Origin of the sequence: Nocardioides soli (genome assembly GCF_014191495.1) — a bacterium.
GTDB classification, from domain to species: domain Bacteria; phylum Actinomycetota; class Actinomycetes; order Propionibacteriales; family Nocardioidaceae; genus Nocardioides; species Nocardioides soli.
Window position 1 is genome coordinate 1,101,425 of sequence record NZ_JACHWR010000001.1, and the last position, 22,403, is coordinate 1,123,827.

Sequence of the window (22,403 nt, forward strand, 5' to 3'; positions counted from 1 at the left end):
CCCGAGGGAAATCAGGAAACGACAGCCAGTACGTCGCGCGCGGAGAGGATGAGGTACTCCTCGCCGGCGTACTTGACCTCGGTGCCGCCGTACTTGCTGTAGATGACCTTGTCGCCGACGCTGACGTCGAGCGGGACGCGGTTGCCGTTGTCGTCGATGCGACCCGGACCGATCGCCAGGACCTCACCCTCCTGGGGCTTCTCCTTGGCGGTGTCCGGGATGACCAGGCCGGAGGCCGTGGTCTGCTCAGCGTCGAGCGGCTTGACGACGATCCGGTCCTCGAGAGGCTTGATGTTGACCGACACGATGTCGACCTCCACTTTCTGGCACTTCGATGGTGGGTGGTGCACGTCTGGTGCCTGCGGGTCCGGTACGCCGTCGCGGGGGTCGCACCGGTTCACAGGCGCTGGCACACTCACGAGGAGAGTGCCAGATCAGAAACTAGCACTCACCCCAACTGAGTGCCAGCGTTACCCCGCACTGACAGGATCGGACCGTGGATCTCGACGCGTTCCGGTGGCTGCTCACCGACGACGGCCAGCGCCTGCTCGACGCGGCGGCCGGCGAGCTGCGCGCCTCGGGCGACTCCCTCGCCACGCAGACCAGGCTGCGCCGTACGGCGGAGCCGGCACACGTCGCGGCGGCGCTGACCCAGGTCACCCTGCGGGTGCGGGCCCGGGCGAAGTTCGGCGACCTCGCCGACCGGATGTACTTCACGCCCGACGGCCTGGAGCAGGCGACCCGGCCGCGCGTGGCCGAGCACCGCGCCGCCCGGCTGGCGGCCGCTTCGGCCACCACGCTCATCGACCTCGGCTGCGGCATCGGCGGCGACCTGCTCGCGGCGGCCCGCGTCGGCCTGGTCGGCGCCGGGGTCGATCTCGACCCGGTCCGCGTGGAGGTCGCCCGGGCCAACCTGGAGGCGCTCGGCCTCCCGGGCGCGGTGACGGTCGCCGACGCGACGACGGTCGACACCACGCCGTTCGACGTCGCCTTCGCCGACCCGGCCCGGCGGGGCGCCCGCGGCCGCACGTTCGACGTCGACGGCTGGACGCCGCCATGGTCGTTCGTCGAGCGGCTGCTCGCGCGCGACTCCTGCGTGAAGGTCGCGCCGGGGATCCCCCACGACCTGCTGCCGCCCGGCGTCGAGGCCGAGTGGGTCAGCGACCGGGGCGAGGTCAAGGAGGCCGCACTCTGGTCCGGTCGGCTGGCGACCTGTGCCCGCCGGGCGACGGTGATCGTCGCGACCGGACTGGCCACGCTCACCGACGAGGACGACCCCGGGGCCGACGTCCGGGCGGTCGGCGCCTTCCTCTACGAGCCGGACGGCGCCGTGATCCGGGCCGGGCTCGTCACCGCCGTCGCCGCGGGCGTCGACGGCGGCCTCGTCGACGAGCACATCGCCTACGTCACCTCCGACGCGTCGTACCGGACGCCGTTCGCGCGCGGCTACCGGGTCGTCGAGGAGCTCCCCTACCGCGAGAAGCAGCTGCGGGCGGCGATCCGCGAGCGCGGCATCGGGCGGCTCACGATCAAGAAGCGGGGCGTCGACGTCGTTCCCGACCAGCTGCGCAAGCGCCTCGACCTGCGCGGGGACGGCGAGGCGACGATCGTGCTCACCCGGGTGGCCGGCGAGGGCACGGCGCTGCTGGTGGAGCCCTTCTGATCGACGCCGACAGACGAGTCTCCCGGGAGCCGACTGGCTCCCGGGAGACTCGGGTCGTGGGCGGTCAGGCGACCTGCGGGACCGGCTGCCCCTCGGCCTCGACGCGACGGGCCTGGCGGGCGTGCCAGATACCGAAGCCGAAGAGGACCAGCAGGACCGCTGCTCCGGCGAAGGCGGCGATGGCGGCGATGCCGGCGATGGTGCCGACGGTCGCGAACGCGTAGCCGTAGAGAAGCAGGCCGCGGAGGGTGTTGCCCATGAAGAGCGACTCACGCAGGTCCATCCACGCCTGGGCCTCGTCCTTCTGCGCCTGGGTGGCGTTGGGGTTCTCGGCGATAGCCGCGGAGAGCTCGCGACCCTTGGCGCTGGCCTCCTCGTAGGTGACGGGGTCACCGTTGTTGAGGGCCGCACCCGACGCGTTCATGTGCGCCAGGATGTAGTGGTCGGCGAACGCCTTGGCCTCGGGCCCGGTGTCCAGCGGACTGCCGGCGTAGGGCTTCAGGGCCTCGGCGTCGGCCTCGGGGAGGCTCGCGAGCGCGTCGCCCTCCGGCATCACGATGTCCTGCTGGGTGAACTGGGCCTCGACCTGGTCACCGATGAACACGTTCGCCCAGGTGAGCAGGCCACCGGCCATGAGGAGGACGGCGGCGAGGGCCAGTCCCGTCCATGAGATCAACTTGTCGAATGCCGAGCGCATCGTGCGCCTCCCTGTGTTGGCGGGACTCCTTCGTCCTGCTTCACCCAGAACGTTAGAAACTGCTGAACGCCGTCAGCAGGGCCGCACGGACGGTCCTGACGGGACCTAGGTCCCGTCAGGACCGCCGCAGCGTCGGCGGCTCAGCCCAGCGCGGCTCGCTCGGCGCCGATGGTGGTGTCGTCGCCGTGGCCGGTGTGCACGACCGTGTCGTCGGGCAGGGCGAAGAGCCGGGCCCGGATGGACTCCAAGATCTGGTCCTCGTCGGAGTAGGAGCGGCCGGTCGCACCCGGGCCTCCCTGGAACAGGGTGTCACCGGTGAACACGCACCCCAGGTCGGCGGCGTAGAGGCAGACCGCGCCCGGCGCGTGACCGGGCGTGTGCAGGACCTGCAGCGTCGTACCGCCCACCTCGATGACCTGACCGTCGGCCAGGTCGAGGTCCCACAGGTAGTCGCTGTGGGTGAGCTCCCACAGCGGCCGGTCGGCCGGGTGCAGCATGATCGGCGCGCCCGACCCGTCGTTGACCGCTTCGCGCAGCGCCGGCGCGACCCGCACGTGGTCGTCGTGGGCGTGGGTGCACACGATCGCCTTGACCCGCCGGTCCCCCACCACGGCCAGGATGTCGGCGACCGAGTGCGGGGCGTCGATCACCACGCACTCGGCGTCGTCGCCGATCACCCAGATGTTGTTGTCGACCTCGAAGGTCTGCCCGTCGAGGGAGAAGGTGCCCGAGCTGACCGCGTGGTCGACCCTGGCAGATCCCGGACCAGACCCCGGACCGGTCACAGGATCACCACGCTGCGTAGTACGTCGCCGTGGTGCATCCGCTCGAAGGCGGCCTCGATGTCGCCGATGCCGATCTCCTCGGTCACGAACGCGTCCAGGTCCAGCCGGCCCTGCTGGTAGAGGTCGACCAGCATCGGGAAGTCCCGGCTCGGCAGGCAGTCGCCGTACCAGCTCGACTTCAGGGCACCGCCGCGGCCGAACACGTCGATCAGCGGCAGGTCCGGCACCTTCATGTCCGGGGTCGGCACACCCACCAGCACGACCGTGCCGGCCAGGTCGCGGGCGTAGAACGCCTGCTTCCAGGTCTCGGGACGCCCGACCGCCTCGACCACCACGTCGGCGCCGTCCGCACCGTCGTAGGTCTCCGCGCAGATCCGCTTGATCTCCTCGACCGCGTCGACCTTCGAGGAGTCGACGGTGTGGGTCGCGCCCATCCGCTTCGCGGCCTCGAGCTTCTTCGGGTCGATGTCGACCGCGATGATCGGCGAGGCGCCGGCCAGCGCCGCCCCCGCGATCGAGGCCACGCCCACGCCGCCGCAGCCGATGACCGCGATCGACCGACCCCGGGTGATCTCACCGGTGTTGATGGCGGCGCCGATGCCGGCCATCACACCGCAGCCGAGCAGGCCGACGGCGGCCGGACGGGCCGACGGGTCGACCTTCGTGCACTGGCCCGCCGCGACCAGGGTCTTCTCCGCGAACGCGCCGATGCCCAGCGCCGGGGACAGCTCGGTGCCGTCCTCGAGAGTCATCTTCTGCGTCGCGTTGTGGGTGTTGAAGCAGTACTGCAGCTCGCCCCGCTTGCACGCCCGGCACTCACCGCACACCGCGCGCCAGTTCAGGACCACGAAGTCGCCCGGCGCGACACCGGTCACGTCCGGACCGACCGCCTCGACCACGCCCGCGGCCTCGTGGCCCAACAGGAACGGGAAGTCGTCGTTGATGCCACCCTCGCGATAGTGCAGGTCGGTGTGGCACACCCCACACGCCTGGACCTTCACCAGCGCCTCGCCCGGACCCGGGTCCGGCACATTGATCGTCACGACCTCGACGGGCTGACCCTTGCCACGGGCGACCACGCCCTTCACCTGATGCATGCGGCTAGCCAACCGCATCGGGCAAGTTTTGCAACCATCGGGCTCCCGACCGCGTCTCGGGGATGTGCGGACGATCGAGGAGACTGGAGCGGCGATGACCGACCGCGACGCCGACTTCACGGCGTACCTCCAGGCGCGCCAGCCGCGGCTGCTGCGTACGGCGTACCTGCTGACGGGCGATCAGCACCAGGCGGAGGACCTGCTGCAGACCTCGCTCGCGAAGCTCTACCTGGCCTGGGAGCGGGTGCAGGAGCGCGACTCGGTCGACGCCTACGTGCGACGGATCATGGTCAACGAGAACAACTCGGTCTGGCGGCGCCCCTGGCGTCGGCGCGAGGTCACCACCGAGGCGGTGCCGGACCGCACGCCGGTGCACGACGCGTACGACGAGGGCCGGTCCGCCGCGGTCTGGCAGGTCGTGCAGACGCTGCCGCGCAGGGCCCGCGCCGTCGTGGTGCTGCGCTACTACGAGCAGCTCACCGAGGCCGAGACCGCCGAGGTGCTCGGCATCTCGGTCGGCACCGTGAAGTCCCAGTGCAGCCGGGCGCTGGTCGCGCTGCGCGAGCGAACGCCCGTCGACCTGAACCCCCACGCCGATCCGGGCAGCCACCGGGAGGAGGAGCGATGACCGAGGAGACCTTCGTGCGAGAGCTGGAGCGCCACGCCGACGACGTCCACGGCGTGCCTCTCACCCTCGAGACCGTGCGCGGCCGCGCCCGGCAGATCCGGCGCCGGCGGCGAGCGGCGGCCGTGGCCGGCGTGGCCGCCGCCGTGGCCGCGGTCGTGCTGGTGCCGGCGGCGTTGACCGGCGGTGGGAGCGAGCGGGCGCCCGAGCCGGCCCCGCCGCTCACCGCGCCCGGCTCGTCGGTGCTGCACGACGGCGTCGTCACCAAGCCCGACGGCGAGACCGTGCCCCTCGATGTCGACAACTCCAACGTGACCGGGATCGCCGTGCTCACCGATGGACGGATCGTGCTGGCCACCCAGCGGCCGTCCGCGGTTCAGGTGTTCTCGGCCGGCGGCGGGCACGCCGCGACGTACCCCGTCGCGGTGAACTCGATCACCGCGTCGGCCCGGGACGACGCGGTCGCGTGGGTCGGGAAGGACCTGTCGGTGCGGGTGCTGTCGAGCGACGTCGCCGAGCCGGTGACCCTGGCCGAGATCCCGATGCCCGGCGAGGCCGTCGGCAGCATCGACGCGGTGCTCGACGCCGAGCACCTGCTGGTCGGCGACTGGAACACGACCACCGGCGAGCTGACGCAGGCGGGCTACCGCGAGCTGGCGATCACTGAGCCGCTGCGGGTGAGCGACGTCAGCCCCGACGGCGAGCTGTGGTCGGTGCAGTACGCCGACGACTCGGATCCTCAGTTCGGCTGCTCGGGCCTCTACGACCCGAGCTCGCAGCAGATGACCGCACGGACATGCGACACGTCGGGACTGCGGTTCGCCCCCGACGGCCGGCACCTGCTCGGGCTCCGGGGCGACAACAACATGTTCGGCGAGGCGTCGACGTACGACCTCGAGCTGCAGGAGATCGGCCGCTACGAGTCCAAGGGGAAGGGTGACGTCATCAGCCGAGCCGCCTGGGCCGACGCGACCCACCTGGTCGTCGCGCGCACCGACTGGAAGACGTCGACATGGTCGCTGGAGCGGGTCGACCTGGCGTGGGACGACCCCGAGGTCGTCGTACCGGAGGCGCCGGGCCGTAACCCCGAGTCGGTCCAGGAGTTCGTGCTCTCCGAGTGAGCGATACGTCACCGGGACTTCGCCCCGAGTTAGGTCGGGGGTAGACGAAAGTCGGAGGCATCCGGACGCCGCTCGTCGGTAGGCTTGCCGATCGTGTTCGCAGCTCTTGGTCGTCTCACGTCCCGCCGTCCCTGGTTCGTCATCGCCGCGTGGGTGGTGATCGCCATCCTCGTCGCGGCCTTCGCGCCCGCCTTGACCACCACCCAGGAGGAGTCGGAGTTCCTGCCCGACCACTACGAGTCGGTGCAGGCGGCCCAGATCCAGGAGGAGCAGTTCCCCGGCGCCACCACACCGGCGGCGCTGATCCTCTTCGAGCGCGAGGACGGCAAGGCACTCACCGAGGACGACCAGGCGGAGGTCGGCCGGATCGCCGAGGAGCTCGGGCCGGAGCTGGGCAAGGACACCTTCGTCCAGCAGGTCGTGACCGTCGGTCCCGACGGCCAGCCGAACATCTCCGAGGACGGCAAGGTCCAGGTCGGCATCGTCGGCCTGGCCGAGGGCTCGACCGGCTTCGACACCCAGGCGTTCGACGACGCGAAGTCGATGCGCGACGACATCGCCGATCTGACCGAGGGCACGGACCTGAAGGTCACCTCCACCGGCTCCGTGCCGCAGGGCCTGGACTCCCAGGAGTCCAGCGAGCGGTCGCTCGCCATCGTCGGCATCGCCACGATCGTGCTCATCGTCGGGCTGCTGGCGATCATCTTCCGCAGCGTCATCATCTGCCTGATGCCGATCGTCGTCGTCACGCTGGTGTCCATGGTCGCGACCGGCCTGATCGGCTGGGCCAACGAGGCCTTCGACCTCAAGGCCGACTCGTCGATCCAGACGATCCTGGTCGTCGTCCTCTACGGCATCGGCACCGACTACATCCTGTTCTTCCTGTTCCGCTACCGCGAGCGGCTGCGGCAGGGCGAGGACACCCGCGCCTCGGTGGTGCACGCGCTCGAGCGGGCCGGTGAGGCGATCGCCTCCGCCGGCGGCGCCGTGATCGTCGCCTTCCTCGCGCTGCTGCTCAGCTCGCTGGGCATCTTCAAGGCGATCGGCCCGGCACTCGCGATCGCGGTGGCCGTGACGCTGCTCGCGGCGCTGACCCTCGTGCCTGCGGTCGTGACCGTGCTCGGCCGGGCCCTCTTCTGGCCCTCGAAGAAGTGGCGCCAGGAGCCCGAGGCGGCTCGCTTCGGCAAGATCGGCCAGAACCTGGGCCGGCGCCCGGGCGTGTTCGCCGCCGCCTCCGGCCTGGTCCTGGCCGTGCTCGGGGTCTTCGCGTTCAGCTTCAACCCGTCGTTCGACTTCACCTCGAGCCTGCCCAAGGACGTCGAGTCGACGAAGTCGCTGAACACCTTCCAGGAGCACTTCGCGGCCGGCGCGAGCGAGCCGGTCCCGGTCATCGTGCGGGCCGACGACGGCACCCTCGACGAGGCATCCCTGGAGACGTTCGCCAGCGACCTCGACGAGGCGCAGGGCGTGTCCCAGGTCTACCCGGCCACGGTCTCCGACGACGGCACCACGGCGCAGTTCATGGTCGTCCTCGACAACGACCCCGCGTCCGACCAGGCGCTCGACGACGTCAAGGGACCGATCCGCGACGCCGCCCACGCGGCCGCACCGGACGGCACCGAGGCCTTCGTCGGCGGTACGCCGGGCATCTTCGCCGACCTGCAGGAGGCGATGATCCGCGACTACAAGGTGGTCTTCCCGGTCGCCGCGCTGGTGATCATGCTGATCCTCGCCCTGCTGCTGCGCAGCCTGGTGGCCCCGCTCTACCTGATGGCGGCGGTCGGCCTCAGCTTCGCGGCGACCCTCGGCGCGACCGTGATCGTGTTCCAGGGCATCGCGGGCGACAGCGGCCTGATCTTCATGCTGCCGATCTACATCTATCTGTTCGTGACGGCACTGGGCACCGACTACAACATCCTGATGATCGCGCGACTACGTGAGGAGGCCCGCGAGGGCAAGGAGCCGCGGGCGGCGGCCGCCGAGGCGCTCAAGCACGCGGGGCCGACCATCGCCGCGGCCGGCGTGATCCTGGCCGGCACGTTCGCCTCGCTGATGCTCAGCGGCAACACGCTGATGATGTCGATGGGCTTCGCGCTCTCCTTCGGCATCTTCATCGCGGCGTTCGTGATGGCGATGTTCTTCACCCCGGCTCTCACCGCGCTCATCGGACACGCAGCCTGGTGGCCGGGCCACCAGGACCGGCAGGCCCCCCAGGAGCTGTCCGACGTGCCCGAGGAGCCGGCCCGCACCTGACGCCCGGCTCGCGGGCGCACGCCCGAGCGCGCGATACCCAGTGACGAAGTGGTCGTTCCGACAGCACCGGAACAGCCACATCGTCACTGGGTATCGCCGTTTCGGCACCCTCAGACGAGGACCTCGGTCACCGGCTGGGAGGAGTCGGCGGGCAGGTCGAGTCGCGACGGCGTACGACCGCGGGCGACCATCTCGGACCCGAGCGCGGCGACCATCGCGCCGTTGTCGGTGCACAGGCCGGGGCGCGGGACCCGCACCCGGATGCCGCGGGCCGCGGCGCGCTCCTCGGCCAGCACCCGCAGTCGCGAGTTCGCGGCGACGCCGCCGCCGATCAGGATGTGGTCGATGCCCTCGGTGACGGCGGCGTCGATCGCCTTGCGGGTGAGCACGTCGCAGACGGCCTCCTGGAACGACGCGGCGACGTCGTTGACCGGCACCGGCTCGCCCGAGCGCTCGCGGGCCTCGACCCAGCGCGCCACCGCGGTCTTGAGACCCGAGAACGAGAAGTCGAACCGGTGCCGCTCGAGGTCGCGGCGCGCGGTGAGACCGCGCGGGAAGTCGACGTAGACGCTGTCGCCCTCGCGGGCGGCGCGGTCGATGTGCGGGCCGCCGGGGAAGGGCAGCCCGAGCAGCCTGGCGACCTTGTCGAAGGCCTCCCCCGCCGCGTCGTCGATGGTCGCGCCGAGCGGGTCGACCCCGCCGTGCTGACCCGTCACGTCGGTGACCCGCAGCAGCGACGAGTGCCCACCCGAGACCAGCATCGCCAGGCACGGCTCGGGCAGCGGGCCGTGCTCGAGCTGGTCGACGGCGACGTGCGCGGCGAGGTGGTTGACGCCATAGATCGGCTTGTCGAGCCCCACGGCGAGCGCCTTGGCCGCGGCGACGCCGACCATCAGGGCCCCGGCCAGGCCGGGGCCGCTGGTCACCGCGATCGCGTCGACGTCGGTCAGCACGATGCCCGCGGTCTCGCAGGCACGCTCGATGGTCGGCACCATCGCCTCGAGGTGGGCGCGGCTGGCGACCTCGGGGACGACGCCACCGAACCGGGCGTGCTCGTCGACGCTGCTCGCGACGGCGTCCGCCAGCAGCGTGTGGCCGCGGACGATCCCGACACCGGTCTCGTCGCAGGAGGTCTCGATCCCGAGGATCAGCGGCTCGTCGCTCACCCGATCATTGTGCCGAACGGCCTAGTCCGAGAATGGCGGTGACCAGGCAGGCGGCTGTTCCCGGCGGAGCCGGGAAGGGTTGTTGCGGTGGTTAGGCGGCGGGTTCGAGGGTGACGTGGTAGCCGAGGGCTTCGAGGCCCCGGACGTGGCTGCGCTTCTTGGCGGTGGTTGAGACGCGCTGGTCGTAGTGGTCGGGGCCGAGGTCTTGGTAGCGAGCGTTGGGGTCGGCGAGGAGGTGCCAGATGATGGTCAGGATCGAACGGCCGACCGCGACCATGGCCTTCTTCTTGCCGCGGCGGCGCGCGAGCCGTCGGTAGCGGGCGCCGAGGAAGGTCTCGGTGCGGCCGGCACCGACGGCGGCCTCGCCGAGGACCCGGGCCAGGTAGCGGTTGCCGTGTCCGGTGGAGCCGTTGCCCTTGTTCTTCCCCGCCGATGACTTGATCCCGGGTGAGAACTTCGCCCACGACGCGAGGTGTCCCGGGGTGGGGAACCGGGTCATGTCGAGGCCGATCTCGGCGATGATGACCGCGGCCGCCCGCGGGCCGATCCCGGGGATCTCCTCGAGCCGGGCGACCGCGTCAGCGAAAGGGGCGAGATGCTCCTCGATCTCGTCCTCGAGGGCGGCGATGTCGGTGTTGGCCTGATCGATGCGCGCCAGCATCCGTGACAGGAGGAACCGATGGTGCTCACCGAAAGTCCCGACCTTGAGTCCGGCGAAGGCCTCCTCCAGCAGGCTGATCTTGGGACGCATCCGTGAGCGTGCCAGGTCCGCGAGTCGCTTGGGATCGCGTTCCCCGGCGATCATCGCGGCCAGCATCTCGCGCCCGGAGACCCCGAAGATGTCCGAGGCGACCACCGAAAGCTTGATGCAGGCGTCCTCCAGCAGCTTCTCGACCCGGTTCTTCTCCGCGGTGCGGACCCCGACCAGGTCGGCCCGGTAGCGGGTCAGGTCCCGCAGCCGGCGGATCTCGGTGGGGGGCACGAAACTGGGTCGGAGCATCTGCCGCTCGGCGACCTTGCACAACCACACCGCGTCCAGCACGTCGGTCTTCGGCCGTCCGGGCAGGTGCCGGACGTCTTTGGCATTGACCAGCCACGGATCCAGGCCGTGAGCCTCAAACAGGTAGAACGGTGGCCGCCAGTAGTCGCTGGTGGCCTCCATCACGACCCGCTCGATGCGTAGATCGACCAGATGGTTGGCCAGGTCGCTCAACGACCCCACCATGGTCGAGTGCGTGGTCACCTCCTGGACCCGGCGCTTCTTGCCCACCGCCGCGGGCAGCCGGACACAGCACACGACCTCGGCCTTGCCGATGTCCAACGCTGCGACCCGTTCGATGATCTGCTCATCGTCTTCAGAGTCTGCGAACACCCCACTCCTCCTTGGGATCGGTCGTTCTGATGGCAACGACCGCCCGGGGGAACCACCAGGGCAAAGAAGCGAATCTAGTCCTCGCGCTCACACCGACTCACCTCCTGGTGACCCGGATCGGCAGCACTGAAGGGCCCACCACGCGGTTCCCGCGCCCGGCTAGACGACGGCCTCGCAGGACCATAGGAACAACGGCGTCACCGGGCAGCCGCAGCACCATTCTCAGCCCGGAACGGGCGCCCCGACAGGGGCACCTTGGCTAGATGAGTAATTCCGAGGGATCGTGCAAGCGAGCGGCGCTCAGCGCCGCGCTGGCCAGGCGCCGGCGCGACGACAGACTGGATGTCTCTCGAGCGCTGGCAACGCAGCCAGCGTGGATGCTGAGCGTCGCGTAGCGTGCGAGACCTTGGAATTAGTCATCTAGCCGCGGGCGCCGCAGCCTCGGCCCAGGCCGCGGCGCAGCACGATGGCCGTGGTGCCGTCGCGGTAGTAGCGGCGCCGCCGGTCGACCTCGACGAAGTCGCGGGCGGCGTAGAACGCCAGCGCGCCCGCGTTGTCCTCGCGCACCTCGAGCAGCAGCCGGTCGGCACCGGCCGCGCGGGCGGCGACCACCACGGCGTCCAGGAGCTCGGAGGCGAGCCCGTGGCGGCGATACCCCGGGTCGACCGCGATCCGCTGCAGCTCGGCGATGTCCGCGACGATGCTGGCCACGGCATGGCCGACGACGACGCCGTCGACCTCGGCGACCAGGTAGCTCACGGTCGGCAGCGCGCCGGTCACGCCCTCGCCGACCAGCGCCTCCGACCAGGCGTCGGCGCCGAGGTTGTCGCGCTCCAGCGCCGCCACCGCGAGTACGTCGCCGGCGGCCGCGAGCCGGACCGTCACGAGACCGGCTTCGGCGGGTGCGCGGCGGCCGCGTCCGGGCGGCGCAGGTAGAGCGGCTCGGGGTCGAGCAGCTCCGCTCGCTCCTCCGCCACCGTCCGGGCCAGCCAGCCGGCGTCCGGCGCCTCGGGCCCCACCCGGCGCGGGAAGGAGTCGGGGTAGAGGGCCGCTCCCTGCCCCACCACCGGGACGTCGGTCGCGAGCACGGCAGGCTTGTCGACGAGCGGTCCGTCGACACGAGCGCCGTCGGCGTCGTACCGCGCGAGGTAGACCTCCTTGCGGCGGGCGTCGGTCGCCACCGCGAACGGCTCCGTCACGACACCGGTGTCGACGGCCTGCACGGCCAGCACGTCGAGCGAGCACACGCCGTACACCGGGATCTCGAGCACGAAGGCGAGGGTGCGCGCGGTCACGAGGCCCACGCGCAGGCCGGTGAACGGTCCGGGCCCGACGCCGACGGCGATCGCGGTGAGGTCCTGGCGGACGATGCCCACCTCGCTCATCGCGCGGTCGATGAGGGGGGCGAGCTGCTCGGCGTGCTTCATCGGCCGCTCGGCACGGAGCTCGGCCACCACCTCGCCGGACTCCCCGCCATGGAGGGCGACGGAGACGTGCGGGGTGGCGGTGTCGAAGGCGAGCAGCACGGGTCGAGGCTAGGGCATCGGCCTAGGCCGACCGCACGTCGCCGAGCTCGACCGCGATGTCGAGGTGGCCGGCGTGCCGGGCGTACTCGGCCAGCACGTGGAAGCAGATCCACTCCAACGTCGGCGGGTCGTCGGCGAACCGGCCTCCCGGCGCGGCGGTCGCGTCGAGCGGGAAGCCTCGCAGCACGCCGCGGGTCCGCTCCCCGATCCGCTCCAGGCGCTCGACGAGCTGCTCGGCGGTCACGTCGTCGGCGACCACCCAGCGCCCGTCGGCGGCCTCGTCCCACGGCTCGTCGACGGTCCAGTCGCCCCACGGATCGTCGACCGAGTCCCCGAGGAAGCCCCAGACGAACCAGCGCTGCTCCATGTGGAGCACATGGCTGAGCAGCTCGATCGGCGTCCACCCCGACGGCACCAGCGTCGTACGCCGCCGCTCCTCCGGCAGCGCCAGGACGGTCGCCGCGAGGTCGGCGCGGACCCAGTCGAGGTACGCCGCCCAGCGCGCTGCTCCGGCCGGACCGCCCTTCGCGGGCTCGGCGTCGTCGCGCGAGACCCGGTGGTCGTCCGTCGCCATCAGGGTCCTTCGGTCGCGGCCGTCACCGACGCGTGGATCTCGAACACCTTGTCCAGGCTCACCATCTCGAGCAGCCGGAGCGCCGGGCCGGGTCCGCAGACCAGACCGATCTCGGCCTCTCGGCTGGCCAGCCAGCGCCGCGCGGCGACCAGGGTCCCGATCCCGGTCGAGTCCATGAAGGTCACGCCGTCGAGATCGACGACGACCCGCGGCTGCGAGCAGAGCACCGGGTCGAAGAGCACCTGCCGGAGCCGCGAGGCCGTGAAGACGTCGATCTCCCCGCTGACGGTAACCACGGTGTGCCCGTGCCCGGACCTGACCCCGATCTCGAACGGACGCTCGGTCGTCGCCGTGTGATCCACGAGACAGACCGTACCCCGACGGCGGCCGTCCGGAACGTGCTCACTCGATCCGGTTGCCGGCCTCGTCCCAGTGCTCCGCCACCTTCTTGCTCGGCTGCACCCGCGGCGGCTCCCCCGGCATCTTGGGGTAGTCGGGCGGGAAGTTCAGCTCCCCGCCCGGGAGCTCCTCCCAGAGTCGCAGCAGCGGATCGAGGGAGTACGCCGTCTCGTCGATCGTGGCCCACGCGTCACCGTCTCGGACCCGGTCGGGGACGGTGAAGAGGTTGTACTCCCGCGGGTCCCTCACGCCGGCGAGCTCGTCCCAGGTCATCGGCGTCGAGACGGGGGCACCCGGCAGCGGGCGCAGGGAGTACGCCGAGGCGATGGTCCGGTCCCGGTTGTTCTGAATAAAGTCACCGTAACAAATACCCAACGAGTGGATGCACCGTCCACGCGAGGCGGCGCGTTGACGACGCAGCGCCACGCGGCGACACGGCAGCGCTTGACCGGGCCGACGTGAACCAACGTTGAGCCCGTGCGACCCCGCGAGACCGCTGCTACTGCCGTCCACTACGTCAACCTGTTGCCTGCCGCGTCCCAATGCGCTTCCACCTTCTTCGACGGCTGCACTCGCGGCGGTTCACCCGGCATCTTGGGGTAGTCGGGAGGGAAGTTGAGCTCGCCTCCAGGCAACGTCTCCCAGAGGTTGAGTAGGGGTTCGAGGGAGTGAGAAACGTCGTCCATGCTCTCCCACGGATCGCCGTCCGAGAGGTAGTCGGGAACGCTATGGAGGTTGAACAGCTTCGGATCTTCCAAGTCTGCGAGTCGTTCCCACGTCATGGGGGTAGACACCGGAGCGCCAGGGCGAGCACGCAAGCTCCACGCACTCGCGATAGTTCGGTCCCGGTTGTTCTGGTTGTAGTCGATGAACAGTCTCGAACCGCGCTCTTCCTTCCACCAGTTGGTGGTCACTCCCCCGTCCCGCCGCTCAAGCTCTCGCCCCAAGCCGATGGCAGCGTGACGTACTTCCTCAAACGTCCACTCGGGCTTGATCCGCACGTAGATGTGAATGCCCCTGTTGCCGCTGGTCTTGGGATAGCCGCGAAGGCCCAGCTCCAAGAGCAACTCGTTCGTGACCAGCGCTACGCGCCGCGCGTCCGTGAAGGTGGTGCCGGGTTGCGGGTCGAGGTCGATGCGGAGTTCGTCAGGGTGGTCGACGTCTGTGCGCCGCACTGGCCAGGGGTGCAGCGTGAGAGTGCCCATCTGTGCGGCCCATACGAGCGCGGCCGGTTCGTTGGGGCATAGCTCATCGGCGGTACGTCCGCTGGGAAAGGTGATGCTCACCGTCTCGATGTAGTCGGGCGCACCTCTCGGCAAGCGCTTCTGGTAGAAGCCATCACCGCCCTTGTCGGTTGGGCCTGTAGCGAGCCTCATGCCCTCGCGATAGCCGCTGGGCCAGCGCTCCATGGCGGTGGGACGATCTCCTACAGCGCGCATGAGCGGCTCACCTACGGCGGCGAAGTACTCGCACACCTGCAACTTGGTGACTGCTGGGGTCAGCGTTGTGGCCTCGTAGATCACGCGGTCAGGGCTGGACACTCGAACGCCGCGGCCCTCGACTGTGACCGTTGCTGCCGCCGCCTTCGCCATGGACTCCACGCTAGACCGTCACCGTGCCGAAGCGCGCTATGAGCCAGTGGGCTGTCGGCGGGTGGACCTACCGTTGCTGTTCATGGTGTCTCGTGCCGTTCTCGCGCCCCTGGCACCTCGCCACAGCTACAGTCCCATGCCTGTGGGAGACGGTTCACCGAAGCAGAAGGAGCGGTTCAGCCGCGCTTGGGTGATTGCTGCCGCCTCAGCTGCGGACTTCACCTACGAGATTGTCGCGGACGATGAGCGCGGCGTGGATATGACGGTGCATAGCCACGAGCACACCCTCGACTTTCAACTCAAGGCAACGAGCAATCCTGAGGTTCAGGAGGATTGCCTTATCCACGACCTCGACATTAGGACTTACAACCTCCTTCGCTCTGTCACTCGCTCCGGCTATGGAGTTCTCGCTCTGATCGTTGTTGGCCCGGACACGGGAACGTGGCACTCGATGAATGACTCAGGGACCAAGCTGGCGCACTCCGCCTACTACCTCCCGCTCTTTGGCCTGCCAGAGACAACTAACGAAGCGACAGTCCGGCTGAAGGTGCCGACAAGCAACCTGCTGACGAGTGCTGCGATGCAAGCGCTCATGGATGCGCAGGCTGCGAGGTGGGCGTCGTGACGGAGGAGCCAATCTTCGGGGGGTACGCACTCACACCTGCGGATATGACGGCCTGGCTGCGCATTCAAGGCTGGGAGCAGACGGGCGCACTGGGAGACGTGGCACAGCGCTGGAGGAACGACTCCGTGAGCGTGGTGGTACCGATGCTCACGTCTTCGCCTGACTTCACTCTGCGCTGGTCGGAACTGCTTGATCGGCTCTCAGACGGGCTGGACACTGACCCGGCCGGAGTCCTCCTGGCTGTCGCTAAGTCAGGCTCCGACATTGCGGAGTTCCGTGCCACCGGGCAGATAGACGACTCATTGCCTCTTGGTGACGCCGCGACGCTCATCGAGTCCGTGAGGCGCGCCATGCAAGCTTCGGCCAACTCGGCGCTACAGCCCCGCAGCTACTACGGCCACAGCCTGCCGGATGCGGCGCGCGACCACGCGCGGAACGTGAGGATGGGGCAGACACGGCGCGGCAGCTACATCGTGCCGGTCATTAGCCGTCTACCGATCCTTGAACCGGACGACGCAGACGACGCCGTACTGTTCGATGAGGTCGCGTTCCAGCCCTTTGCTCGCACTGCGATGCTGCGGCTTGCAAAGGGGCTGAAGACCCTCCATGACCTCACGCACGGCGCCTCGCAGCCCACTCGAAGCAGCATCACCGAGGCCATCGGAGAAGGTGTCTCTTCTGAGCTTTGTGATGCCGTAGCAAGCACTCTCGAGGCCCACTCCATCGTGGATCTCGATGTGACTTTCGCGTGGGCAGAACGACTCCCCGAGTCCACCGCCCCCGCTGCTGTGACCATGGAAGATGGCTCCGCACCGATGATTCGGCAGGTGTCGAGCGTCCTCAAGGGTGAGCCCATCGTTGGCCGTCAGACCTTCGTTGGCTACGTGAAGCGCCTGGATCGAGGCGAGGAGGACGAGGTAGGGCGCATCACTCTCCGCGCACTCGACAACGACAAGGCCCGCAACATCACCATTGACTTGAACGACGACGACTACCACGTGGCCGGCGAAGCCAACACGGATCGGCGGATGGTGTCAGTGACAGGGGTTCTGCACCGCGAGCCCGGTCGTGCCCTCCGCTTCACCGAAGTCAGCGAGTTCCACCTCCTGGAGGGCTTTCCGTCGCTGTTCGAAGAGGCAGATCGCCCACAGCAGGAACGGTGATCGTCTCACCTGCTGTGGCTAACGCAACGATGCCCCGCACCCTTGCGAGTGCGAGGCATCGAGGCTTTCGGAGATCAGCTTCCGATGGCTCGAACGAACCTGATCGAGTTGTAGTAGGGATTGGCGGTGGGGTCACTCCCCCACTTTTCAGCGGGAGCACCACCCAAGAGGCTCGGATCGAGGCTGTTCACAGCGACACCAGAACCGGTGTTGTCTGCCACCTCATCAGTGAGCGCGGGTCAAGTCCCAGGTAGTGGTGTATCGCCTGTGATCCTTCGTAGGGGTTAGGCGCTGAGTTCGAGGACGGGGTCGGTGCTCACCTCCGTCGTCGTGTCGGTCACTGGAGCGAGTCGGCAGCGGGCGAGGACTTCGAGGCCGAGGTAGCGGCGGCCTTCGGCCCATTCGTCGGTCTGTTCGGCCAGCACGGCCCCGACGAGGCGAACGATGGCCTGCCGGTTGGGGAAGATGCCCACGGCGTCGGTGCGGCGCCGGATCTCCTTGTTCAGCCGCTCGGAGGGGTTGTTGGACCAGATCTGGGTCCAGACGTCCTTGGGGAAGGCGGTGAAGGCCAGGATGTCGGCGCGGGCGGCGTCGAGGTGCTCGGCCACCGCCGGCAGCTTGGCGGCCACGTAGTCCAGCAGCCGGTCGAACTGGGCGTGCACCGCGGCGGCGTCGGGCTGGTCGTAGACCGAGTGCAGCATCGCCTTGACCGCCGGCCACATCGACTTCGGGGTCACGCTCATGAGGTTGGCGGCGTAGTGGGTGCGGCAGCGCTGCCAGGTGGCGCCGGGAAGGTTGGCCGCGATGGCCTCGACGAGGCCGGCGTGCGCGTCTGAGGTCACGAGCCGGACCCCAGCCAGGCCGCGGGCCACGAGGTCGGCGAAGAACTCGTTCCACGCCGCCCCGGTCTCGGCCGTGGCCACCCGCATGCCCAGGACCTCGCGGTGCCCGTCACCGTTGACACCGGTCGCGATCAGGACCACGGCGTTGATGACCCGCCCGCCCTCGCGCACCTTCATGGTCAGGGCGTCGGCGGCGACGAACGTGAAGGGTCCGGCCTCGTCGAGGGGCCGGTGGCGGAAGGCCTCGACCTGCTCGTCCAGGTCGGCGGCCATCCGGGACACCTGCGACTTCGACAGGCTGTTGATGCCCAGCTGCTTGACGAGCTTGTCCATCCGGCGGGTGCTCACCCCGGCCAGATAACAGTCCGCCACCACCGTGATCAGCGCCGACTCGGCCCGCTTGCGCCGCTCGAGCAGCCACTCGGGGAAGTACGTCCCGGTGCGCAGCTTGGGGATCGCGACGTCGATCGTGCCGACCCGGGTGTCCAGGTCGCGGTGCCGGTAGCCGTTGCGCTGCGCGGTCCGGTCCGGGCTGCGTTGGCCCCACTCGGCACCGACCACCGCGTCGGCGTCGGCGGACAGCAGCGCGTTGATCACCGTCTGCAGCAGGTTGCGCATGAGGTCCGGGGAGGCTTCCGCCAGGGCCTCGCCAAGCAGGCCGGCAGGGTCGACAATGTGAGGTGCGGTCACCGTGATGCTCCGTTCGAGAGTGCTGTGAAGGGTTCACTCGAAGATCACGCGGTGGCCGCTCCACGTCTACTACGACGAGGCCGGCAACCGCGTTACACCATCATCGGGGACTCAACTTGAGCGCGGGGCTTGTAGTTGCGCCGTTGCTCATGCCCATGACCTGCCCCTGGATCTTGGTCGCGATGTTTGCCGGGTCGAAGCTGCGCGCTCCCCCTGCTTCACCAAAGCCCACTCGTGTCGCAGCGATGCGGTTGCTCACGTTCGGCGCGAAGATCCACTTTGTGGTCCACACGTTGGGCTTGCCCGAGTCCGAGGCCCAGTTGCCTGCCATGAGGAAGTGAGCCTCCTGCCCCATGAGCACGCTCCACGTGCGAGCCTGCGCGCTGGTGGGGTTCATCCAGTTCTTGAAGACTGGCGCGTTGCCCGTGCTCGTTGAGAACACCTGATCTCCGTCATTGTCGAAGCTCCGCAGCGAGCCCCGATTGCTAAGGCCGTTGACCTGCGGCGTGCCTTCGGCCCAGCGAGTGAGAACGGTGGCGATGGCGTTGGTGCCATCGTCCTGCACCACGCCGACTGATGCAGGGCGGTAGAGGCCGACCCGCACGTCCCGGAGCTCGTTGTCACGGAAGAACACTCGCTCGGCGGACTCGTCGCCTGCCTGAGCGAGACGGCCCTCGAAGGCGCACTGCTTGTCGAAGAAGCCAACCTCAGTCGTGCCCTTCGGGTTGAGAGCGCCGTAGCCCCAGACAGGGTTGTTGGCGTTGTTCATCTTGGGCGTGACTGCTGAACCGCTGTGCTTCGCTGTGGGGTCGATGCTGGCGTTGAGAGCCTGATAGCCGGCGCTCGCGGTGCCGTAGGCGTCCTTGTTGCAGTGGTTGGTGAGTGCCTGCCAGAAACCAGTGACCTGCGGAGTCTGCGCGCTCATGAGCGGCTGCGAGCTTGTCGTGTAGGTCGTTACGGGAGCACCGTTGTTGGTCGTCGTGGTGGAGGTGGTCGCGGGACCGTTGTTACTCCACGCGCTCCACGGCTGGCAGTCCTCAGTCACGCTCGTGTTCATCGAGACCGCACCGGCAGCGGTGAGCGAGAACGTGTAGGAGGTCTGGCGGTTACAGAAGTGTTGGCGCCGCTGCGGCTGCGTCACTGTCGTGACCGTGACAGTGCCTTGAGTGGTCGTGGCGATGGTTACGTCTCGCCGTTCAAGCACTACATAGGTGGTGCGCTCCGTGACGTTCATGACGCCGCCCTCAGCCATGGCGCGACGGTTCTTGTCGTTGAGGTCAACGGTGGGGTGAGCCGCGCTACCGGTGGCAGTGCCAGCGGCGTTGAGCTGCGCCTGGGTAGGCACGGTTCCGTTCGGCACGGTCTGTGCGAACAGGTCGCCGTAGGGAGTCATGCCCTGAGCGGACTGCGCCTCGACTTGAGTCGGTCCCGGGTGCACCGAGCCGTTGGTGACGCTCGTGGTCCATGCGTAGGGGAAGACACCGAGCCCCACGATGTTGCTCGTGGTCGAGGTCGTGGTGTTGGTGCCGTTGGTGGAGGTCGAGTTCGTCAGGTTGCGGTACTCCACCACGTTCTCAGCAGAGGCCACAGGCGGGCGGTTGTAACAGTACGAGCCCCGCTCCGCGTTCGTGTTCCGAGCATCGGGAATCACTGCACCGGGGCGGATGAGGTAGTTCGAGTAGCTGCCAGCGGTGGGGCAACGAGGACGGCAGTCACCGGGAGCGTCGAACGTCCACTCGCGCCGGGTGTCACCGTTGTTGAAGGTGTAGCCGTTGGCGGTGCGCTGAACGATGGTGATACTCGCGTTAGGACCACCGAACTCCACGGCTGAGCCCTTGGCTAGGTCCTCACCGTTGCCTCGACGGTAGTACGTCTTCGCACCCTCTCCATCGGCGGGAATCTTGATGCCACCGAAGACGCGATTGCTGTTGCACTGTAGGAGGTCGGGCTTTGTGGCTGGAACCTTGGGGTCTTCCACTTCCGACTGCCACACGCAGATGATTACGTTGTTGGAGCCTGCCACCTTATTGAGCGCCACCTGCTTCGCCTTCGCGTTCTGCGAGTTGACAGCGGGGTTGGGGTAGGTCGCGTTGATCGCTGCGCGGACTGCTGCGGCCTGGGCCTTCGACGCACTGCTCGACGGGTAGGTCGCCCACTGGTTGTTGGGGGCGGCGAGGTACCACACGTCACGGAGCGTGCCAGCGTTGGCAGCGCATGCTCCCGCTCCAACGCGGTTGAGGTCCGCGTTGCGGTTGCCGCTGTTGTAGCAGCTTGACGCGCCGTTGTCGGGAACGGCTCCGAGGCCTCCTACGTGCCGCCAGCTCAAGGAGCCGTAGTCGCAGGAGCCGCCACCGCTGCCGGTGCCTCCGGTACCTCCGGTGCCTGCTTCAGCAGGGGCCATCCCGGAGAAGAGGGAAAGGAGCAGGGCGGCGAACGCTACTCCGAGCCCTGCGATCACCCTGCTTGGGTCGAGGATGACCATTCTTGGTTGTGTTGTCATTGTGCTTCTCCCATGGAGTGGGTCGTGTCGATGGGGGGAATATCGACTCGGCACCTGACTCAGGACGCGACAAAGCCCGCAGTGCTCGGCACCACGGGCTTCGTATGAGAGAAGACAGCGCTGTTAGCGGACGCGCCCCACGTTGTAGACCTTGGTGCGGTCCGCGTAGTCCTCCGCGCGAACGGTGACTGTCAGGCGTAGCTTCTGTCCCCGGAGGGCCCTCTTGGGCTTGAAGGTGCGTTTGGTCGCGCCCTTGATCGTCGTCGCGGTGCCGTAGGACCACTGGTAGCGCACTGTTGCCTTGTGGGCCTTTCCTGCCTTCGTGAAGACAGGCTTGGAGACGGAGAGCTTGCGGCCCACCTTCGGGTGTCCCTTCACCTTTCCAGTGATCTTGCCGAACTTCTTCACCCACTTGGCAGGTTGCTTCGGGAGAGCGGCGACCTTCTGCGCGTCGAAGTAGAACTGCCAGTCGCCCTTGCCGGCCTTCTCGCCCCTGATCGAGACCCACACGTACTTGCCCGCGTCCTGCTGGCGAGGTGTCCAGGTCAGAACGGGAGCACCCGCGCCATCGCGCTGCACGATGGCAGCGTTGCCGGAGGTATTTGCAGCGAAGTCGGCAGGGGTGAAGTTCTTCGTCTTAGAGGTCCAGACCCTTGACGAGAACTTGGTGCCCGGCTCCCACGAGCCACCGGTGAACTTGACGGTGGCCTTCTTGCCGACGAAGTGAGTCCACTCCCCGTTACGGAGCACGGAGGAGTCTTCGATGCCAGTCGGGTGTCCCACGTAGGAGAAGGTGAACGGCTTCGCAGCGCTCTGGGAATCCCCTTCATTGACAACGTAAGTGAGTGCTTCGTCCTCATAGATCGAGTCGCAAGGCACCCCGACGCGGAACTGCGAGTCTCCTCCGTCAGCAAGTGAGGCCTGCGCGAACGTGCCTACCTTCACGTCGTAGGAATCGGCGACTGTCACGGTGTAGGCAGTAGAAGCACTCGGCGTGGCATCACTGAAGTTGACGACCACAGCGCAACTCGGGGAGAGGTAGGGCGAGAGTCCGCCCCCCTCGTTGGCCACGGTGATGGAGGTGATCTCGGGAGAAGCGCCCGTCGTGGGCGCTTGCTGATTGCCGAGCGCTGTCGTACTTCCCATGAGCATGCCCCCAAGGGCTAGCGCTGGGGCAATGCCCGCGAACAGTTTGGTTGTCTTCATCGGTAACACTCCTCGGTGTCTTCGTGTCGGTGGTTGCTGGCAGGGCCAGGTGTGCGGAATATCGCCACCGATCACCAGGAGACGGTCCAGGCGTTGGAGACGGTCTTGGCGAACTTCTTGTTGCTCGGTACGACCACACGGACGGAGTAGCGCTTGGGGAGCTTTCCGATCTTGAAGCTCTTTGTCTTGTAGAGCCGGTGCTGCTTGCGGGTCACTGCGTCGAAGTAGAAGACGCCCTTCTTAGTGGTGGTCTGGCGGATGGCGTTGTGCCACTTGCCTCCCTTGCGGATCTGTAGGAAGACGTGCTTCTTCCCGCCCTTCTTGGTGAGGCGCACCTTGTCCTCCGCCAGCCAGCCGACCTTGCCGCCTCGGTGGGTGATGCGCTTGAAGCCGTGCTTGGGCTTCTTGTGAACGCTCGTGACGGGCGTGGTGGGGGTGGGCTTGGCGATCACCATGGACCCGAACTCGCTGTCACCGTCCACGATGAAGGGTGTGGCGGCGGTGTAG

22 protein-coding genes are annotated in these 22,403 nt (G+C 68.5%); 6 read left to right on the plus strand and 16 right to left on the minus strand.

Annotation, left to right across the window (positions count from 1 at the left end; translation table 11 throughout):
* Positions 1-11: 11 nt before the first annotated feature.
* Positions 12-305 (minus strand): co-chaperone GroES, encoded by a 294-nt coding sequence (gene groES, locus FHU40_RS05670; RefSeq protein ID WP_183592203.1) that lies wholly within the window; start codon positions 303-305, stop codon positions 12-14.
* Between the two features lie 191 nt (positions 306-496).
* On the opposite strand from groES, the gene FHU40_RS05675 reads away from it, so the two are divergent.
* Positions 497-1,663 carry a THUMP-like domain-containing protein gene (locus FHU40_RS05675; protein WP_183591268.1) on the plus strand — a complete coding sequence of 389 codons (1,167 nt, stop codon included), beginning with the start codon at positions 497-499 and terminating at the stop codon, positions 1,661-1,663.
* 64 nt (positions 1,664-1,727) lie between these two features.
* Here the strand turns inward: FHU40_RS05675 and FHU40_RS05680 are convergent, their stop codons facing one another.
* From FHU40_RS05680 to FHU40_RS05690, 3 genes are all read right to left on the minus strand, one after another.
* Entirely contained in the window at positions 1,728-2,360 is a 633-nt protein-coding gene (locus FHU40_RS05680) for a hypothetical protein (protein WP_183591269.1), read from the minus strand.
* 140 nt (positions 2,361-2,500) lie between these two features.
* On the minus strand, positions 2,501-3,145 hold the full coding sequence (locus FHU40_RS05685) for an MBL fold metallo-hydrolase (protein ID WP_183591270.1): 645 nt from the start codon (positions 3,143-3,145) through the stop codon (positions 2,501-2,503).
* Positions 3,142-4,242, minus strand: a complete 1,101-nt coding sequence (locus tag FHU40_RS05690) for an S-(hydroxymethyl)mycothiol dehydrogenase (RefSeq protein WP_183591271.1) — start codon at positions 4,240-4,242, stop codon at positions 3,142-3,144. Before FHU40_RS05690 ends, FHU40_RS05685 begins: the two co-directional genes overlap by 4 nt.
* 94 nt (positions 4,243-4,336) lie before the next feature.
* On the opposite strand from FHU40_RS05690, the gene FHU40_RS05695 reads away from it, so the two are divergent.
* The 3 genes from FHU40_RS05695 (at position 4,337) to FHU40_RS05705 (ending at position 8,241) form a co-directional block, all read left to right on the plus strand.
* Positions 4,337-4,870 carry a SigE family RNA polymerase sigma factor gene (locus FHU40_RS05695; RefSeq protein ID WP_183591272.1) on the plus strand — a complete coding sequence of 178 codons (534 nt, stop codon included), beginning with the start codon at positions 4,337-4,339 and terminating at the stop codon, positions 4,868-4,870.
* The gene (locus FHU40_RS05700; protein WP_183591273.1) at positions 4,867-5,988 is read left to right on the plus strand and encodes a hypothetical protein; all 1,122 of its coding nucleotides are present in this window, start codon (positions 4,867-4,869) and stop codon (positions 5,986-5,988) included. The genes FHU40_RS05695 and FHU40_RS05700 overlap by 4 nt, the downstream gene beginning before the upstream one ends.
* 93 nt (positions 5,989-6,081) lie before the next feature.
* Positions 6,082-8,241 (plus strand): MMPL family transporter, encoded by a 2,160-nt coding sequence (locus tag FHU40_RS05705; protein ID WP_183591274.1) that lies wholly within the window; start codon positions 6,082-6,084, stop codon positions 8,239-8,241.
* Between the two features lie 110 nt (positions 8,242-8,351).
* On the opposite strand, the gene tsaD is transcribed toward FHU40_RS05705, so the two are convergent.
* The 8 genes from tsaD to FHU40_RS05745 form a co-directional block, all read right to left on the minus strand.
* Positions 8,352-9,407, minus strand: a complete 1,056-nt coding sequence (gene tsaD / locus FHU40_RS05710; protein ID WP_183591275.1) for a tRNA (adenosine(37)-N6)-threonylcarbamoyltransferase complex transferase subunit TsaD — start codon at positions 9,405-9,407, stop codon at positions 8,352-8,354.
* 91 nt (positions 9,408-9,498) lie between these two features.
* Positions 9,499-10,779 (minus strand): IS110 family RNA-guided transposase, encoded by a 1,281-nt coding sequence (locus tag FHU40_RS05715; protein ID WP_183591276.1) that lies wholly within the window; start codon positions 10,777-10,779, stop codon positions 9,499-9,501.
* A 420-nt stretch (positions 10,780-11,199) separates the two neighbouring features.
* On the minus strand, positions 11,200-11,664 hold the full coding sequence (gene rimI, locus FHU40_RS05720) for a ribosomal protein S18-alanine N-acetyltransferase (RefSeq protein ID WP_183591277.1): 465 nt from the start codon (positions 11,662-11,664) through the stop codon (positions 11,200-11,202).
* Complete coding sequence (tsaB, locus tag FHU40_RS05725; RefSeq protein ID WP_183591278.1) at positions 11,661-12,305, minus strand: tRNA (adenosine(37)-N6)-threonylcarbamoyltransferase complex dimerization subunit type 1 TsaB; 645 nt, start codon at positions 12,303-12,305, stop codon at positions 11,661-11,663. Before tsaB ends, rimI begins: the two co-directional genes overlap by 4 nt.
* 22 nt (positions 12,306-12,327) lie before the next feature.
* Positions 12,328-12,879: a mycothiol transferase gene (locus tag FHU40_RS05730; protein WP_183591279.1), complete on the minus strand. Its 552-nt coding sequence runs from the start codon at positions 12,877-12,879 to the stop codon at positions 12,328-12,330.
* A complete protein-coding gene (locus tag FHU40_RS05735) occupies positions 12,879-13,241 on the minus strand; it encodes an STAS domain-containing protein (RefSeq protein ID WP_183591280.1) in 363 nt (120 codons plus the stop codon). The genes FHU40_RS05730 and FHU40_RS05735 overlap by 1 nt, the downstream gene beginning before the upstream one ends.
* A 40-nt stretch (positions 13,242-13,281) precedes the next feature.
* The gene (ligD, locus tag FHU40_RS05740) at positions 13,282-13,653 is read right to left on the minus strand and encodes a non-homologous end-joining DNA ligase LigD (RefSeq protein ID WP_246389953.1); all 372 of its coding nucleotides are present in this window, start codon (positions 13,651-13,653) and stop codon (positions 13,282-13,284) included.
* A gap of 137 nt (positions 13,654-13,790) precedes the next feature.
* Positions 13,791-14,870, minus strand: coding sequence for a DNA polymerase domain-containing protein (locus FHU40_RS05745; RefSeq protein WP_183591281.1), 1,080 nt, complete (start codon positions 14,868-14,870; stop codon positions 13,791-13,793).
* Positions 14,871-15,006: 136 nt separating this feature from the next.
* On the opposite strand from FHU40_RS05745, the gene FHU40_RS05750 reads away from it, so the two are divergent.
* Together FHU40_RS05750 and FHU40_RS05755 are read left to right on the plus strand one after the other, a co-directional pair.
* Positions 15,007-15,495, plus strand: coding sequence for a DUF4365 domain-containing protein (locus FHU40_RS05750; RefSeq protein WP_183591282.1), 489 nt, complete (start codon positions 15,007-15,009; stop codon positions 15,493-15,495).
* Positions 15,492-16,658 (plus strand): hypothetical protein, encoded by a 1,167-nt coding sequence (locus FHU40_RS05755; protein ID WP_183591283.1) that lies wholly within the window; start codon positions 15,492-15,494, stop codon positions 16,656-16,658. The genes FHU40_RS05750 and FHU40_RS05755 overlap by 4 nt, the downstream gene beginning before the upstream one ends.
* A gap of 284 nt (positions 16,659-16,942) precedes the next feature.
* On the opposite strand, the gene FHU40_RS05760 is transcribed toward FHU40_RS05755, so the two are convergent.
* From FHU40_RS05760 to FHU40_RS05775, 4 genes are all read right to left on the minus strand, one after another.
* Positions 16,943-18,190, minus strand: coding sequence for an IS256 family transposase (locus FHU40_RS05760; protein WP_183591284.1), 1,248 nt, complete (start codon positions 18,188-18,190; stop codon positions 16,943-16,945).
* Between the two features lie 100 nt (positions 18,191-18,290).
* The gene (locus tag FHU40_RS05765; RefSeq protein WP_183591285.1) at positions 18,291-20,375 is read right to left on the minus strand and encodes a hypothetical protein; all 2,085 of its coding nucleotides are present in this window, start codon (positions 20,373-20,375) and stop codon (positions 18,291-18,293) included.
* Positions 20,376-20,813: 438 nt separating this feature from the next.
* Positions 20,814-21,896 carry a hypothetical protein gene (locus tag FHU40_RS05770; RefSeq protein WP_183591286.1) on the minus strand — a complete coding sequence of 361 codons (1,083 nt, stop codon included), beginning with the start codon at positions 21,894-21,896 and terminating at the stop codon, positions 20,814-20,816.
* Between the two features lie 71 nt (positions 21,897-21,967).
* A complete protein-coding gene (locus FHU40_RS05775) occupies positions 21,968-22,378 on the minus strand; it encodes a hypothetical protein (RefSeq protein ID WP_183591287.1) in 411 nt (136 codons plus the stop codon).
* Positions 22,379-22,403: the final 25 nt, after the last annotated feature.

Bases quoted from the DNA above. Each gene is read 5' to 3' on its own strand.
- FHU40_RS05680 (WP_183591269.1), bottom strand. From the start codon at position 2,360: ATGCGCTCGGCATTCGACAAGTTGATCTCATGGACGGGACTGGCCCTC.
- FHU40_RS05690 (WP_183591271.1), bottom strand. From the start codon at position 4,242: ATGCATCAGGTGAAGGGCGTGGTCGCCCGTGGCAAGGGTCAGCCCGTC.
- FHU40_RS05695 (WP_183591272.1), top strand. From the start codon at position 4,337: ATGACCGACCGCGACGCCGACTTCACGGCGTACCTCCAGGCGCGCCAG.
- FHU40_RS05700 (WP_183591273.1), top strand. From the start codon at position 4,867: ATGACCGAGGAGACCTTCGTGCGAGAGCTGGAGCGCCACGCCGACGAC.
- FHU40_RS05730 (WP_183591279.1), bottom strand. From the start codon at position 12,879: ATGGCGACGGACGACCACCGGGTCTCGCGCGACGACGCCGAGCCCGCG.
- FHU40_RS05745 (WP_183591281.1), bottom strand. From the start codon at position 14,870: ATGGCGAAGGCGGCGGCAGCAACGGTCACAGTCGAGGGCCGCGGCGTT.
- FHU40_RS05750 (WP_183591282.1), top strand. From the start codon at position 15,007: ATGCCTGTGGGAGACGGTTCACCGAAGCAGAAGGAGCGGTTCAGCCGC.
- FHU40_RS05770 (WP_183591286.1), bottom strand. From the start codon at position 21,896: ATGAAGACAACCAAACTGTTCGCGGGCATTGCCCCAGCGCTAGCCCTT.